The sequence below is a fragment of the Wujia sp. genome, assembly GCF_056872695.1.
Genome location: NZ_DBMFCD010000003.1, coordinates 192,075 through 208,655, shown reverse-complemented (window position 1 = coordinate 208,655; position 16,581 = coordinate 192,075). Strand labels below are relative to the sequence as shown.

Here is a 16,581-nt window from a genome sequence, read left to right as displayed (position 1 = left end):
AGTAAATGAATCCAATCATTACAGAGCAACTTAACAAATTTAAAAATGGAGATTTTGGAGGGTGTGAAAGCTTTTATAATGAGACAGTAAACACGGTCTACACGATGCTTCATACAGTTGTCCATGATTCAAATGTAGCGACATCGTTGGTGCCACAGGTATACGATAAAATCTACCAGAATGTGACAAGCTTGGAACAGACCAACGGATTTTACCAATGGGCTGCAGAGCTTGCAAATGAGGAGGCACTGGGATATCTGAAGGAAAATGGATGGACAGAGATTCATAATGATTCTGTTGAGAATACTTATGAACAGGCGGTAGACGGGAAATTTTATGATTATGCGGTGGAAGATGAGGCGTTAACTATAACGGAAGATGCAGTTTTGGATACTTCTTTTGTTACAAGAGTGCAGGAAATTGTAACTACGTTGTCACCGATGAATCGTGTCGTTTTTCAGGACTATTATTATTTTGGTGTTAGTGTGCCAGAGATTGCAGTGAAGACAGGATGTAAAGATTCGGATATCAGATATACACTGAGTCAGACACGGACAGCTATTTTGCAGACAATCGCACTGGCGCCTGTGGATGATTCGGAAAATGGAAATTCCAATATCAGAAGATATCGTTTGGCAGAAGTGCCATGGATGTGGATTGCATATCAGAATTTCCTTGCATATACACTTGGGATTGATACGATTAGCATTGCAGGATGGTTGGCTGACATATTTGGACAGATAGTAGGAAGTGGGATAGCAGTAAGCGGAATGGATGCAGAAGGAACTGCAACCGGAGCTGTGTCAAATGGTGCGTCCTCAGTTGGAGCTGGTGTGCCCGCGGGAGAAGCAACGGGTGCAGCGGCTGGAAGTGTCGGAGCTTCTGGTACGAGTGGAGGTGTGGCAGCAATCTTTGGTACAATTGGTGGAAAAATTGCAATCGGTATCGTTGGGACTGCAATGGTAGCAGCAATTGGCGTTGGTGTGCATCACGTTGTGACAGAAAATCAGTCGACTACCGAAAAGACGGCTGTGGCGACAATGGGAGATGCTTCGGAAAACGAAATTATTACGAAGTATACTTCCTATGAAGCGGTGTTAGCGGACTTAAAACAGTGCATTGAACAGGGAACAACCTATGAAGCCAGCGAGAATTTTACAGATAAGAGTAAAAATAAAGATGCGTTTTATGTGATTGGTGATTTCGATGGGGATGGAACGGATGAGTTAATAATTGGTCAGTGGAACGCGGTGATTGGAGGAATGGATATTGGGGATGTATTTACGATGCGTGACGGAAACGTTATAAAGATTTTCACCTGCAATTATGGGTATGGAGACAATGGTCAGAGCGCGGTTCTTTATAATGATGGAATCATATATGAAAATGCAGAAAAGATAAACTTTGAAAATGAACAGGCTTTGGAGTGTAAATATGTTTATAATATCAGATGGAGAATTGCAGGCGGAACCTGTAACTTTGATATTGCAAAGATTACATATAGTGCAGATGGGGAAGGTAGAAGTGCATATCAAATAATTTTTATTCATGATGAAAAGGCATTAAGCATGTTTGATAACACAGTTGAAACAGGTTTTTCGGCAGTGCAGAATCTTGTTGATTCTGCGCCAGAAATATATATAAAACCGACGGTAAATGAAGACTTGGGTGATGGTTTAAATATATATAAGACAAGCTGGAAGACCTTATATGATGATAATTCCTATATGAACACGGATAGTGGTCCAATCCCGGATGCGGATGGGAAGTTCTAAATAAAAAGATAAAAGCCTGTGAGTGTACTGTAAAATATCGTACATATAATAAGCAATATGTTTTACGAAGGGGGAGAACCAATGAATTCAAACAACACGGAGCAAAAAAATAAATTTAAAACAGGGGATGGTAGTGCGGCGGCAGGACCGGAAGTTACAGGTGGAAGTGCTAGAGGTGGATCACGGGCAGGATTTCTTGATACGATCGGTGGGAAAATCGCGATTGGCGTTGCAGGAGTGGCAATTGCAGCTACGATAGGCTTTGGAGTGCATCATGCGGTAACAACACGGGAACCGGAGAGTGTAAAACCGACGGATGCACCAACTGTGACCGCAGTTGTAGAGAAAACAGAGAATACGACGGAAACAGAAGAAACTACAGTGGTGACCACGGAGGAGACAACGCAGGAGACGACAGTGGCTGCTATGGACGAATCCAATGACATTGGTGTATCAAAAATGGATTATGACAAAGCGGCGAAAGCGGCGTACAAGGAGTTTTTGTTGTCTGGCCTTTCGACGGGAACATTATTGGGAACGGATGGAGTTTCTTGGGATACTACGGAACCTGGATTTAATTGGGTTGAAGATGATTTGTTTGCAATTGCAGATATTGACGGAGATGGAAAAGTAGAACTCACTTTTAAACGATTAGCTGCATGCGTGGCTGGGTACTGGGGTCTTGCATATACGTATAATACGGATACAAAAACCGTAGAAGTAAAATATAATACGGGTCCTTATGCGACGTATTATGCCACAGGCTATGTGAGATTTGACATATCACATAATCAGAGACCATCCAGCATTTGGCCATGTACATACGGTAAATTCGAGAATGGACAGATTGTCCTGCTTTATGACGTATCAAACTGGGATAAATCATTGTCGAGTTATGAATTCCCGGATGAACAGGATCTTGATGGGGATGGTTGTATCTATTACATAACAGATCGTGCAACTGGGGAGACACGAACCGTCGATAAACTAGAGTATGATGCATTTATGCAGGGATTAAATCTGGGAGAAGAAATGCAGCTTGACTATAAAAGCTTTACAACAGAAAATGTAAATGCAATTCAATAAAAGATATGCTTGAGATAAAAATGCCAAGACGTATAATACAATCAAAATGAAAATGAGGAACAGAACTATGAAGAAATTAGCAATATTTTTTCCGGGAATCGGGTATCATGCGGACAAGCCGCTTCTATATTACAGCCGGAAGCTGGCTGGCGAGGCAGGATATGAGCTGATCGCTTTGAAATACGATTATCAGGCGGGAAATATCCGCGGGAACAAAGAGAAGATGGAGGCAGCTTTCCATGCATTGTATGCACAGGCGGAAGCACAGCTTGCAGATGTTGATTTTGCAGCATATGCAGAAGTGCTGTTTGTATCGAAAAGCGTTGGTACGATTATCGCATCTGCCTATGCACAGAAACTCGAAGAAACGGGAACGGAAGCAGAACTCCGCCATATCTTATACACGCCGCTTGAGGCAACCTACAACTTTGCCCCGAAGCATGCGGCTGCATTTATCGGAACGGCTGATCCGTGGAGTGATGTGCCTGCGGTGATCCGGATGAGTGAAGCGCAGGGCGTCCAAATGCACGTCTACGAGAACGCCAACCATTCACTGGAGACTGAGGATACGTTGCACAACCTGAAAATCCTGCAGGATGTGATGGAGAAGACCAAAGCAATTATATAATACAAAAGCCCCTGTTGCAGTCCGGTGTGATTGGAAATATGTCCACAGACGCAATCGGGGCTTTTTGTTATGGTAAGCAGAATGTTTAATTATCAAACGTTGCCGCTTTTGCTAACGCAACGTTGATGTTCACACAGAAGTTCTCTTCGCCAAGTTTCTCTACGAAGCCGGCTTTCTCCATTACATGGCGTGGCTGCTCATTCACGTGGGAGAGCAGTAAGTGGATGCCCTTCTTCTGGCATGTTTTGTATGCTTCTTCCAGTGATTCCAGTCCGGTGATGTCCATCGCCGGGACATCGCGCATACGAAGAATCAGAACATTCTTGTGTTTTTCGTGTGTAAATGCAAGGTAGTCATTTGTCTCTGCAAAAAACATCGGACCGAGAATTTCATATACCATTGTGTTATGCGGTACATTCTTCAGGTCCGTGTGCTCGGAGATCTCGTTTTTGTCCAGATCTTCCTTGTAGATCCATGGTTTCACTTCACCGACATCGGACATTCGCTTCATGAACAGGAATGCTGCCATGACCATACCGATCTCGATAGCCACAACCAGATCGAAGAATACCGTCAGAAGCAGAGTGGTGATCAGGACGAGAATATCGCTTTTCGGTGCGGTTTTGATCATGTGGCCAAATGTCTTGAAGCCGCTCATGTTGTAGGCAACCATAATCAGGATTGCGGCAAGACAGGTCATCGGAATCATAGATGCATACGGCATCAGGAACAGCAGGATCAACAGCAGGGTGATCGCATGGACGATACCGGCAATCGGGGTACGTCCGCCGTTTTTGACATTGGCTGCGGTTCTGGCGATCGCTCCGGTTGCCGGGATACCACCGAAGAGCGATGACATGATATTGCCGACGCCCTGACCGACTAACTCCGCATTCGAGCGGTGGTGTCCACCGATCATACCATCGGATACAACACAGGAAAGCAGCGATTCGATCGAAGCTAAAATTGCAATTGTAAATGCCGGTGAGATCAGTTCTTTCACTAGAGCAAACGAAAGCTGCGGGGCGGCGAATTTCGGGAAGCCTGCCTTAATCGTGTACAGATCGCCGATCGTAGCAACCGGAAGCTTGCCGAGCTGGACGATCAGTGTGGTTACAAGAATGGCAATTAAGCTGCCCGGAATCTTCGCAGATACCTTCGGCCAGAAGATCTGGATCAGCAGCGCGAGCATACCGATACCGAACGTCATCCAGTCAATCGTGTGAAATGCTTTCGCATAGGCAGCACATTTATCAACAAATTCGGATGGCACAGCCCCCATGGACAGACCGAAGAAGTCTTTGAGCTGTCCGGCGAAGATGCCGATGGCAATACCAAATGTAAAGCCGACCGTGATCGTCTTCGGGATGAATTTGATCAGATTGCCAAAATGACACAGCCCCAAGATGATCATGATGATGCCGGATAAAAGGGTGGCGATTGTAAGTCCTGTCATTCCATATTGGGCGATGATGCCGTAGATGATAACAACGAATGCTGCGGTAGGACCGCCGATCTGCACACGGCTGCCACCGAGCAGGGAGATGAAGAATCCTGCGATGATTGCGGTGTATAAGCCCTGCTCCGGATTGACACCGGAGGCAATGGCAAGTGCAATCGACAAAGGCAATGCGATGATCGCCACGATGATACCTGCGACGATATCCTTCACAAACTGTTCCTTTGTATATGTTTTCATAGTGCTAAAAAGTTTCGGCTTTATATATTTGAGCTTTTCCATATCAGTAAAATCCTTTTCGTTTTATTAAAAAGTAGTGTAACGATCTCCCCCGGATCCGGCTACAGCAATCCCTGAATCAGAATGATCAGAATCAAAACCGGCAGTATAAACTGGAAATACGGCTTTAATTTCCGGCTGATTTTAAGCCCTTTTCCGGTATTTGCCTCTTCAATGTAGTTATCAAATCCAAATCCCCATTTGGTAACACAGAACAACAGATAGATGAGTGATCCAAGCGGCAGCAGCAGGTTGCTTACTAAGAAGTCTTCCGTGTCGAGTACGTCACGACCGCCAATCAGATGCACATTGCTCCATACGTTGTAGCCAAGGACACAAGGCATGCTTGCAATCAGAATGATAACACAGTTGATAAGCGATGCTTTGTTCCGGCTGATATGGAACATATCCATACAGAAAGAAATGATGTTCTCGAATACGGCGATGACCGTCGAGAAGCTGGCAAATGTCATGAACAGGAAGAACAACGTTCCCCAGATCCTGCCGCCTGCCATATTCACGAATACGTTTGGCAGTGTGACGAAGATCAGACTCGGACCGGCACCGACTTCCACACCATAGCTGAAGCATGCCGGGAAGATGATCAGTCCTGCCATGATTGCGACAAATGTATCAAGTGCACAGATACGGACGCCCTCCCCGGCGAGTGTATTGTCCTTGCTCATATAGCTTCCGAAGATCTCCATCGCCGCAACACCTAAACTTAAGGTAAAAAATGCCTGGTTCATAGCAGCGGAAACCACGTTTTTGAGACCAACTTCAGAGACGGTTTTTGCATTTGGCACGAGGTAGAACTTCAAGCCTTCCTTTGCACCGGATAATGTCAGACTATGTATTACTAAGATTAAAATCAGTGCCAGCAGTGCCAGCATCATGAATTTACTGATCCTTTCCAGACCATTTTGCAAGCCACGGCTGCAGATGAGAAATCCCGCGATTACGATAATTACCATCCAGAGCGTCATCTGAAGCGGATCACCGAGCAGCTCGGTGAACACCGAAGAAGTTGCGTCTGTGTTCATACCGGAATGAAATGCGCCGGTTGCAAACTTATAAAAATATGAAAGCATCCAGCCGGATACGGTTGTGTAATACATCATCAGCAGATAGCATCCGGCCATGGCGAACCAGCCGTGGATATGCCATTTACTGCCGGGCTTTTCAAGCGCTTTGTAACCGAGTACCGCACTCTTGCGGCTTGCACGACCGACCGCGAATTCCATTGTCAGAACAGGTAGTCCCATGATTACCAGAAAAATCAGGTAAAAGAGTACAAAAAGACCGCCTCCGTTTTCGCCTGCGACATAAGGGAAACGCCAGACATTTCCGATACCGATGGCGCATCCTGCCGAAACAAGCAGAAAACCAAGACGGGATTTAAAAGATTCCCGTTGCATATATTTTCCTCCTGAATAAAAATGCCGTCAGATAATGAAAGATTACGGCATATTACCTATTATAATGTTTGACAAAGCAAACTTCATAAAATATACTATAAAAAAAATAATAATACAAGGGGAGAACTTTCAAAATTAATTAAGGAAACGTGAAAGGACAGGTTTAGAAGACAACATGGAAGAAAATGTAAACGTAACAGAGCTGTTTGGCTGCGATGTATTTAACGATGCAGTCATGGAAGAACGACTTCCGAAGAAGGTTTACAAGGAACTTAAGGAGACAATCGAAGAGGGCAAGGAATTGTCATTAGAGATTGCAGACGTAGTTGCCCATGAGATGAAGGAATGGGCAATCGAGAAGGGCGCAACACATTACAGTCACTGGTTCCAGCCGATGACCGGCGTGACAGCCGAAAAGCATGATGCATTTATCACGGCACCGAAGGAAAACGGAAAGGTACTGTTATCATTTTCAGGTAAAGAGCTGATTCAGGGAGAGCCGGATGCATCTTCATTCCCATCCGGAGGACTTCGTGCAACCTTTGAAGCAAGAGGCTATACGACATGGGATTGTACATCTCCAGCGTTTGTACGTCATGATTCCGCAGGCGGTATCCTTTGTATTCCTACCGCATTTTGTTCGTATACAGGGGAGGCACTCGATCAGAAGACACCGCTGCTTCGTTCGATGGAGGCGGTCAACAAGCAGGCACTCCGTATCTTAAGATTGTTTGGAAATACAACTGCAAAACGTGTGACACCATCCGTTGGTGCCGAGCAGGAATATTTCCTGGTTGATAAAGAAAAATGGTTAAAGCGTAAGGATCTGATCTATACAGGCCGTACGTTGTTTGGTGCAATGCCGCCGAAGGGCCAGGAGATGGATGACCATTATCTTGGTACGATCCGTCAGCGTGTCAGTGCCTATATGAAGGAAGTAAATGAGGAGTGCTGGAAGCTTGGCGTTGCGGCGAAGACACAGCACAATGAGGTTGCTCCGGCACAGCATGAGCTGGCGCCGATCTATGCACCGGTGAATATTGCACAGGATCACAACCAGATCATGATGCGGATCTTGAAGAAGGTAGCAAGCCGTCATGGTATGCGCTGCCTGCTTCATGAGAAACCGTTTGCCGGGGTAAATGGTTCCGGAAAGCATAACAACTGGTCGTTGACCTCCGATGATGGCGTGAATCTGCTGGAACCGGGTAAGAATCCACATGAAAATAAGATGTTCCTCCTCGTACTTGCATGTATCCTGAAGGCGGTTGATGAGCATGCAGATCTGCTCCGTGTGTCTGCAGCCGATGTCGGAAACGATCAGAGACTGGGCGGAAATGAAGCACCACCAGCCGTAATCTCTGTATTCCTTGGTGATCAGCTTGAGGATGTACTTGACCAGATTCTGAAGAATGGCGAGGCAACTCACAGTATCAAGGGTGAAAAATTTGCAACGGGAGTTGCAACACTTCCGGATTTCCGCAAGGATGCAACAGACCGTAACCGTACATCACCGTTTGCTTTTACCGGAAATAAGTTCGAATTCCGTATGCTTGGATCCCAGGATTCCCTGTCTAACTGCAACGTTGTTTTGAACACAATCGCAGCAGAGGCGTTTGAGGAGGCCTGTGACAGACTGGAGAAGGCAGAAGACTTCGACAAGGAATTAAATGCTCTGATTGTAGAATATACAGAGAAGCATAAGCGTATTATCTTCAGCGGAAACGGATACTCTAAGGAATGGCAGGAAGAGGCACAGCGCAGAGGGCTTCCGAACCTTCCGACGATGGTTGATGCAATTCCGGCGCTTACGACGGATGCATCTATTGAGATGTTTGAGCATTTCAAAGTATTTACAAAGGCAGAGCTTTCCGCAAGAGCAGAGATCCAGTATGAGATCTATGCAAAGGCAATCAATATTGAGGCAAGAACGATGATCGATATGGCAACGAAGCAGATTATTCCAGCTGTTGTTAAATACACAACTGTGCTTGCAGAGTCTGTCAATCAGGTACGTACAGCCGGCAGAAACTACAATGTCAGTGTACAGGAGCGCCTTCTGGAGAAGACGTCTGCCCTGCTTGCAGAAAGCTATGAGGCTCTCAATCATCTGGCAGAAGTGACAGAGGAGATTGAGAAGAAGGAAGAGGGACCGGAACGCGCCAGATATTGTCTGGATGTGATCATGCCGGCTATGACAGCACTCCGTACACCGGTTGACAAGCTGGAGATGATCGTAGACAAAGAGATGTGGCCGATGCCTTCTTATGGGGATTTGATGTTTATACTGTAATACCAATACAGGCATCTAACAGTAATCATCTCTGTATGCATCGCAGTTTGACGAGTAGACGATGATTGCGATGCATACGAAGATATTGTGGGGAGAACAATAGGGGGGAGAATTGATGAGAGTGCAGAAGATTCGTCAGCTCATGGCTGCGTGTATAGCAGGTTGTCTGCTGCTTACAGGCTGTGGGACAACTGTGACGGAGGATACACAGCAACTGTCAGATCTGCCGCAGTTAGTGATTGGCAGCGACAGTTATGAACCGTTTAATTATATCAATGAGGATGGTGAGTTTGCAGGTGTAGATGTTGAGCTTGCACAGGAGGCGTGCCGTCGTATTGGATACGAACCTGTATTCACCCAGATTGTGTGGGAGGATAAGGACGAATATCTGAAGGAAGGCAGCGTGGATTGTCTGTGGGGCAGCTTTACGATGACTGGCCGCGAGGATGAATACACATGGGTAGGTCCATATCTGAACAGCCGGCAGGTTGTTGTGGTACGAACAGACAGTGACATCTATCAATTGTCAGATTTGGAAGGCAAACGTGTGTCTGTGCAGGCAACGAGCAAACCGGAACGGGAGTTTTTAAATCAGAACAATCCATCGACACCGCAGGTGGGTGGTTTATTCAGTTTTTCCTCGATGGATGAGATTTATGCGAGTCTTCGGAAAGGGTATGTGGATGCAATTGCCGGGCATGAGAGCGCACTACGCACATTTGTAGAAACTGACCCGGAGAATTACCGGATTTTGGATGAGAGCTTATATAATTCAGAACTGGGAGTTGCATTTTCAAAAGACAGCACGGATGAAGCGATTGGAAAGTTGGCACAGGCGTTGAATGAGATGCGGGAAGATGGAACAACAAGACAGATTATAGAGAAATATGGATTAAATCCCAAGACAGCATTTGGCGGCATGAAGGATACTATAGAAGTTTATTGACTTGTTTAAATAAGTATCGAATATTTCTTTCAATTTTCCACATACTACCCATACAGTACAAAAATGGAAAGTATGTCAGGAGAACAGGAGGAAATAATCAAATGAAAGCAACAGGAATTGTCAGACGGATCGACGAGCTTGGCAGAATTGTCGTTCCAAAGGAAATACGACGGATATTACGGATCCGGGAAGGCGACCCGCTGGAAATATTTACAGATAAAGATGGAGAAATCGTGCTAAAAAAATATTCTCCAATCGGAGAGCTTTCTGCATTTGCCCAGGAATATGTAGAGGCGATAGCGGCAAGTCTTGGTTGTGGCGTCTGCGTCTGTGACCGGGATCAGATTATCGCAGTAGCGGGAATCCCCAAACGAGATCTGCTCGGTAAAGCCCTGCATCAGGAACTGGAGGATGCCATCAATGACCGGGAGGCAATCCTTGCCAGAAAAGGAGAAAAGAAATTTATCCGGATTCTTGGGCATGGTGACAATGAGTATGAAGGAGAAATCGTACAGACGATTATCTGTGAAGGTGATGCGATTGGTGCGGTAATTCTGCTCAGTCGTGAAGGAAGCAAGCAAATAGGCGAATCTGAGGTAAAAGCAGCAGCGATAGCGGCAAATTTTCTCGGGAAGCAGATGGAAGGTTAAAAATGACATCGAAATTCCCAAAAAGTGCCAAAAACTTGGCTTTTTTCCTTGACAAACAAAGGGCAACAAGGTATAAATATGCGTAGGGCATTTTTCGAAAGTGCTGATAAAATAAGATTCGACCGCGGGGGATGTGGTCAGGAAACATCGTTTTATTTATAGGAGGAAATTTCGATGAACAAGAATGAATTAGTTGCAAAGATGGCTGAGAAGGCTGGACTTAAGAAGACAGAAGCTGAGAAGGCACTTAAGGCTTTCACAGAGACAGTAGCAGAAGAGTTAAAGAATGGTGAGAAGATTCAGTTGGTTGGCTTTGGTACATTCGAAGTAGCTGAGAGACCTGCTCGTGAGGGACGTAACCCAAGAACAGGCGAGACAATGAAGATTGCTGCTTCTAAGACACCTAAGTTCAAGGCTGGTAAGGCTTTAAAGGATTCTTTAAACTAATCTGATTCTTACGAATAGAATTTCGATAAAGAGTGAAAAGCTGTCGCACATTGCGGCAGCTTTTTCATATAAAAAGGTAATGGTTGTACAATAACAGGGAGGATATAGTATGCGTCTGGATAAATATTTAAAGGTGTCCCGTCTGATCAAGCGCCGGACTGTGGCAAACGATGCGTGTGATGCGGGCAGAGTAATGGTAAATGATAAGGTGGTAAAGGCATCTTATGATGTAAAGGTTGGCGATGTGATTGAGATATCATTTGGAAATAAATCGGTCAAGGTTAAAGTCACAATGATTGCGGATTCTACGAAAAAAGAAGATGCAAAAGAGATGTTTGAATATCTCTGATTCATAAGTGATGTGCGTGCAGCATATATATAAGCTATAACAAGTGTGCAGGAGCATACATGGAAAGTCATATGATACATCTCACGCAACGCGCACATATGAGCCTCACCGGACTGGAAAAGGTGATATCCATGGAACCGGAGCTGGTGGAGGTGGAAACGACGGCAGAGCATCTGGCTATAAAAGGGCAGAATCTGCATGCAGAGAAGCTGGATATGGAGAAGGGTGAACTCCAGTTGACCGGTACGATACAGGGAATGCTGTATTCCGATAAAAAGGGAAAGAAGAAAGCCGCGGCAATCGCCAAACGGCTGTTTCGATAATTGATGGATATTTTAATACGACAGGGTGCCATGTTTCTGATGAGCGTTGCCATGGGAATCGCCCTCACACTGTCGTATGATCTTTTGCGTATCTTTCGACGCATAGTATCTCATAATTCAATTTTAATAGCGATGGAAGATGTCTGTTTCTGGCTGGTGTGGACATACATTACGCTGGACGGAATCCATACTTATGGAGATGGCGTTCTGCACTGGTATATGGCAATCGGCATTTTATTTGGTGTTGTTTTGTTTCACTATACTATAAGTTGTACTCTATTAAAAAATATAAACAACATCTTGTACAAGATAAAAAAATCCACGAAAAAGCATAAGAAAATGTTGAAAAATAGCGATAATAAGGGTAAAATGTAAATATCTTTAGGTATGAAAAGTGGGTATGGAAATGGCAAAAAACAGTGCAAGAAAATCAGTTCGATATCGTCAGTCGCCGGTCATTACGTTTTTAGTTATCGTTGCGGTTATATTTGTATGTGTGACTTCCGTTGTACGTGCAACAAGCCTGCATACGAAGAGTAAACAGCTGGCTGAGACAGAAAAGACGATGGAGTTAAAGGTGCAGGAGGCAAAGCAGGAACAGGCAGATCTCGATGCACAGGAAAAATATATGCAGACAAATGAGTATATAGAGGATGTTGCAAAAGACAAGCTTGGTCTGGTACATCCAGATGAGCTGGTAATCCGTCCTTCAGAATAAAGATAACAGGATTGACACAAGAAGAAATAAGAAGCTTCCGACACGGGTCGGGAGCTTTTTTGCGTAAAAATGTCTATAAATTCTGTCAGTTAACTGTCACTGTTAGACATACAGCACCGGAAGAATTATATAAACTTGTATGGCAAATTTGTAATAGACAATAACCATCTGGTAGAGGGGATTGAGAGAATGAAGATGGCAAAGATTTATTCTGGTATCACAGATTTTCTGACTGCATATTGCGTGGGACATTGCAGCCTGCTTGGAACGGCACCATTTGGAATCGCGATTATTGGCGCGGGCAGTGCCTGCGGAAGAAGTCCGTGGATGCTGTTACTTGGATTGCTCAGTGCGTTTTTCGAAGAGGGGGGCTTTGAGATACAGGGTCAGATGATCTATCCGTTGATCTGGGTGGTTGCTGCAGTGCTTGTGCGTGTCAGAAAATTGCAGTTGTTGTATCCGCGTTCTTTTTTACTGTCTGTGCTTGTGGGACTGGAGACGGTTATCCTGCAAATAGGAGCGGCTGTCTGGCTTACGGATGCCATCGGCATTCCCAGCGCATGTGCAGAAGGGGTGCTTGTTTTTTCTTTTATGCTTGCATATTGTTTTTCTTATCACAATATCATGGAGGACAGGCTGCATTTTCTGGCTGATACGCAGACGATGCTTGCAATCCTCATTCTGGCAACGACAATTTTTGCCGGGATGCCGATTCAGATTGCCGATGAGGTTGAAGTGCTGGCAAGTGTCAGTCTGTTTACCATTTTCTATATATCTTACCGGTTTGGCTTTTCCGCAGGTGTGTCATGGGCTGCAATCTCAGGAGCCATCTATGCACTTCGGACAGAGGATATGCAGATGCTTGCCGCGTGGGTATTTCTGGCGGTGCTGGTAAATGGTCTGACGGAAGTGTTACATATGGGACGGTATGGCAGTCTTGTGATTTTTGCAGCCTGTGATTGCCTGCTTGGCTATTTTATATTTCCGCAGATGCTTTCAGAGGGCGGCATTAAGGCAATCGTAACCGCAGTTTTTGTTCTGGCATTTCTGCCGGGCCGATTGTTTGTGCAGATACGGGAACAGGGTGGCTCCGGAGAACTCGAAGGGGCAGAGTGGGGCAGGCTTACGCTTTCCCGTGTGCGGAAATTCTCGGATGCATTAAAACGGATTGATTATACATTTGCTGGAACGGAAGGACAGCGGATTGGCTTCTCGCAGATTGGTACAATGCTGGAGACATTTACAAAACAGCTGGATAGCCCGGTTGCAATGCGTAAGGATGCGGAGATGGCAATCGTGTCTGAACTTGGACGTATGGGAGTCCATGTAAAGTCACTGACTTTGTTAAAGGCGCAAAATGGCAGATATCAGCTTTATGCAGATGCCCGGGTGGGACGTGGCAGGCTGGTTGGCGCTGAAGCAGTGCGCAAGATAGCCAGTAAAGAGACCGGGATTCCATTTGAGATCGGCGAGGACAGCCGCCAGATAGTGGGCCGAAATTACGACCTGGTAATCCTGAATCAACGACCTGCATTTCAGTTACAGACGGCCGCCAGACGGCTTTCCTGCCAGGAAGATGTCATATCGGGCGATAATTTCTATATTGGAAATCTTAAGAACGGACAGGCTCTTTTGATGATCGCAGATGGAATGGGAAATGGTGTGCAGGCGGCAAGGGACAGTGAGGAACTGTTATCGGCAGTTGAAGAACTGGTGGCAACCGGATTTGAACAGGAGATGGCAGTGCGTCTGGTCAATGCATATCTGGCGGAAAAAAATAAAGGAGAACATTTTACAACGCTGGATATGCTGCTTCTGGATCTGTATACAGGGGTAGGACATCTGGTGAAATATGGTGCTGCAACGACGTATATCCGACGCGGAACGTGGATGGAATGTATCAAATCCACATCGCTTCCGGTTGGGGTGATAGAGGATGCCGGGTGTGAATGCAGCAGCAAGAAGTACTATGCGGGAGATCTGATCGTCATGGTAAGTGATGGCGTGCTGGACAGCATTTTATTTGAAAACAAGGATGATTATATGAATACACTGCTTTCGGAGCTGGAGGATGAGACCCCAGAATCTGTAGTGGATACAATGGTACGGGAAATACGAAGCGTTTGTGGAAGAAGGTTAAAGGATGATGCAACAATTGTAGTATGTAAGGTTGTAAAAAATCTGTGAATTGCTATACGAATGATGATGTTTGTGCTAATATAAGCATGGAAAAAACTGACATGCAACGGAGAATTCATGAATTTATTTGAACAAAAGGTTTATAATTATATACAGAGTCATGCATTGATTGAACCGGGTAACCGGCTGGTGGTTGGTGTGTCCGGTGGTGCGGATTCGGTTTGCCTTCTTTGCGTGTTAAAGGCACTTATGCCGGTTTTGCAGATTCCTTCACAGGGAATTGTCGTGGTACATGTACATCATGGAATCCGCGGTGCAGAGGCAGATCGTGATGCGGTATTTACGAAGACGCTGTGTGAGAGGCTTGGATTCTTGTATCAGGAGTATCAGAAGGATATTCCGGCGTATGCAAAGAAGCTTGGGTTGTCAGTGGAAGAAGCAGGACGGGAGTATCGTTATCAGTGTATGGAAGAACTGGTAATGCAGCTGAAATTCGATAAGATTGCAGTTGCACACAATCAGGATGATGTCGCGGAGACGGTACTGTTCCATATGATGCGTGGCAGCGGATTAAACGGACTAGCAGGAATCGCAGCAAGCCGGGGGAATATCATCCGTCCGCTGCTTGGTGTATCGCGGATGGAAATAGAAGCGTATCTGGCAGACTGCGGACAGGACTTTTGCCAGGACTCAACAAACACAGAACTTACTTATGCGCGTAATAAGATCCGGCATAGTATATTGCCGGTTATGAAAGAGCTGAACGGCCGGGTGGTGGAGCATATCTGCCAGTTGGCACAGGATGCGGCGCAAAGCTATGAATATATTCATGCACAGGCACTCGAACAGTGTGATTCGATGGAAAAAGAGGATGCTTTTGGCAGAACAGTGACATTGTCAGTCGCGGAATTATATAAGGTTGGGCCTGTGCTGCAGGAGCATATTGTCTGGGAAGCAATCGGGCAGGTTGCTCTGTGTAAGAAAGATATTACAAGGCGGCATATCCAGGCGGTTGCAGCACTTATTTATCAGGATTCCGGAAGCAGTGTGCAGCTGCCGTATGGAATTCATGCGAGAAGAAATTATGGAGAACTGATTGTATCGGATAAGGTGCAGACGATGAATGATTACCGGTTTACAATTGCCCGGGAGGGTGATTATGAAGTTCCGGAACAGGGAACACTTTCCGTATCCATCGAGGATTTTATATTTACAGCTCCGATTCCGAAAAAAGCCTATACGAAATTTATTGATTATGCTAAAATAAAAGGTACTTTGTGTGTCCGGACACCGGAAGACGGAGATTACATCGTGATTGATACAGACGGAAAAACAAAAAAATTGTCCCGCGTATTTATTGATGCGAAAGTAGATCGTACAAAACGGGCGGACTGGCCGGTTATCGCATGCGGACATGAAATCGTGTGGGTTGTCGGACTTCGTTTTTCTCCTGCGTATCATGTGGATGAACAGACGAATAAAGTTTTGAAAATACAATATGAAGGTAAAGGAGATCAGGATGGAACAAAAGATTGACGTTATGATTGATGAGGCAGCTGTCGAGGCAAGAATTGCAGAGATTGCACAGCAGTTGAGCAAGGAATATGAAGGAAAGACGATTCATATTATCGGTGTTTTAAAGGGAAGCGTGTTCTTTATGTGTGAGCTTGCCAAGCGCCTTACTGTACCGGTGACGATGGATTTCATGTCTGTTTCCAGTTATGGAAATGATACAAAGTCCTCTGGCGTTGTAAAGATGATCAAGGATCTGGATGAGAGTATCGAGGGAAGAGATGTGGTATTGATCGAGGATATCATGGATTCCGGCCGTACACTTTCTTATCTGATCAATATATTGAAAGAACGTAAGCCGGCAAGTTTTAAGGTGGTAACACTGTTGGATAAGCCGGACCGCCGGGTTGTAGATTTGGAGCCGGATATCACCGGATTTGTGATCCCGGACCGTTTTGTAGTAGGATATGGTCTTGATTGTGCACAGAAATACAGAAATCTTCCATATATCGGAGTGATTTCTGAGTAATACATAAATTTATCCAGAAGGGAGCAGAGC

16 protein-coding genes are annotated in these 16,581 nt (G+C 45.3%); 14 read left to right on the top strand and 2 right to left on the bottom strand.

What is annotated here, in order from left to right; genetic code table 11:
* Positions 1 to 5: 5 nt before the first annotated feature.
* The 3 genes from ACZQK9_RS05005 (at position 6) to ACZQK9_RS04995 (ending at position 3,489) form a co-directional block, all read left to right on the top strand.
* Entirely contained in the window at positions 6 to 1,775 is a 1,770-nt protein-coding gene (locus tag ACZQK9_RS05005; protein WP_483269836.1) for an RNA polymerase sigma factor, read from the top strand.
* Positions 1,776 to 1,856: 81 nt separating this feature from the next.
* Positions 1,857 to 2,861: a hypothetical protein gene (locus ACZQK9_RS05000; protein WP_483269835.1), complete on the top strand. Its 1,005-nt coding sequence runs from the start codon at positions 1,857 to 1,859 to the stop codon at positions 2,859 to 2,861.
* 67 nt (positions 2,862 to 2,928) lie between these two features.
* Positions 2,929 to 3,489, top strand: coding sequence for an alpha/beta hydrolase (locus ACZQK9_RS04995; RefSeq protein WP_483269834.1), 561 nt, complete (start codon positions 2,929 to 2,931; stop codon positions 3,487 to 3,489).
* 85 nt (positions 3,490 to 3,574) lie between these two features.
* Here ACZQK9_RS04995 and ACZQK9_RS04990 read toward each other — a convergent pair whose 3' ends face one another.
* Both ACZQK9_RS04990 and ACZQK9_RS04985 read right to left on the bottom strand, forming a co-directional pair.
* Positions 3,575 to 5,188, bottom strand: coding sequence for a SulP family inorganic anion transporter (locus tag ACZQK9_RS04990; protein ID WP_483269833.1), 1,614 nt, complete (start codon positions 5,186 to 5,188; stop codon positions 3,575 to 3,577).
* A gap of 101 nt (positions 5,189 to 5,289) precedes the next feature.
* Entirely contained in the window at positions 5,290 to 6,645 is a 1,356-nt protein-coding gene (locus ACZQK9_RS04985; protein ID WP_483269832.1) for a sodium-dependent transporter, read from the bottom strand.
* 175 nt (positions 6,646 to 6,820) lie between these two features.
* Between ACZQK9_RS04985 and ACZQK9_RS04980 the strand changes: the two genes are divergently transcribed.
* The 11 genes from ACZQK9_RS04980 (at position 6,821) to hpt (ending at position 16,551) form a co-directional block, all read left to right on the top strand.
* Complete coding sequence (locus ACZQK9_RS04980; RefSeq protein ID WP_178018094.1) at positions 6,821 to 8,938, top strand: glutamine synthetase III family protein; 2,118 nt, start codon at positions 6,821 to 6,823, stop codon at positions 8,936 to 8,938.
* Between the two features lie 115 nt (positions 8,939 to 9,053).
* Positions 9,054 to 9,884, top strand: a complete 831-nt coding sequence (locus ACZQK9_RS04975) for a substrate-binding periplasmic protein (protein WP_483269831.1) — start codon at positions 9,054 to 9,056, stop codon at positions 9,882 to 9,884.
* A 101-nt stretch (positions 9,885 to 9,985) separates the two neighbouring features.
* Positions 9,986 to 10,534 (top strand): stage V sporulation protein T, encoded by a 549-nt coding sequence (gene spoVT, locus ACZQK9_RS04970; RefSeq protein WP_483269830.1) that lies wholly within the window; start codon positions 9,986 to 9,988, stop codon positions 10,532 to 10,534.
* Between the two features lie 174 nt (positions 10,535 to 10,708).
* A complete protein-coding gene (locus tag ACZQK9_RS04965; RefSeq protein WP_177969617.1) occupies positions 10,709 to 10,981 on the top strand; it encodes an HU family DNA-binding protein in 273 nt (90 codons plus the stop codon).
* Positions 10,982 to 11,090: 109 nt separating this feature from the next.
* Positions 11,091 to 11,330 (top strand): RNA-binding S4 domain-containing protein, encoded by a 240-nt coding sequence (locus ACZQK9_RS04960; protein WP_178018089.1) that lies wholly within the window; start codon positions 11,091 to 11,093, stop codon positions 11,328 to 11,330.
* A 59-nt stretch (positions 11,331 to 11,389) separates the two neighbouring features.
* The gene (locus ACZQK9_RS04955) at positions 11,390 to 11,653 is read left to right on the top strand and encodes a YabP/YqfC family sporulation protein (protein ID WP_483269829.1); all 264 of its coding nucleotides are present in this window, start codon (positions 11,390 to 11,392) and stop codon (positions 11,651 to 11,653) included.
* Positions 11,654 to 11,656: 3 nt separating this feature from the next.
* A complete protein-coding gene (gene yabQ, locus ACZQK9_RS04950; RefSeq protein WP_483269828.1) occupies positions 11,657 to 12,028 on the top strand; it encodes a spore cortex biosynthesis protein YabQ in 372 nt (123 codons plus the stop codon).
* A gap of 31 nt (positions 12,029 to 12,059) precedes the next feature.
* Positions 12,060 to 12,371, top strand: coding sequence for an FtsB family cell division protein (locus ACZQK9_RS04945; protein ID WP_178018084.1), 312 nt, complete (start codon positions 12,060 to 12,062; stop codon positions 12,369 to 12,371).
* Between the two features lie 189 nt (positions 12,372 to 12,560).
* Complete coding sequence (locus tag ACZQK9_RS04940; RefSeq protein WP_483269827.1) at positions 12,561 to 14,558, top strand: SpoIIE family protein phosphatase; 1,998 nt, start codon at positions 12,561 to 12,563, stop codon at positions 14,556 to 14,558.
* Between the two features lie 69 nt (positions 14,559 to 14,627).
* Positions 14,628 to 16,046, top strand: coding sequence for a tRNA lysidine(34) synthetase TilS (gene tilS, locus ACZQK9_RS04935; RefSeq protein ID WP_483269826.1), 1,419 nt, complete (start codon positions 14,628 to 14,630; stop codon positions 16,044 to 16,046).
* Positions 16,030 to 16,551: a hypoxanthine phosphoribosyltransferase gene (hpt, locus tag ACZQK9_RS04930; protein ID WP_178018078.1), complete on the top strand. Its 522-nt coding sequence runs from the start codon at positions 16,030 to 16,032 to the stop codon at positions 16,549 to 16,551. Before tilS ends, hpt begins: the two co-directional genes overlap by 17 nt.
* The last annotated feature ends 30 nt before the right edge of the window (positions 16,552 to 16,581 follow it).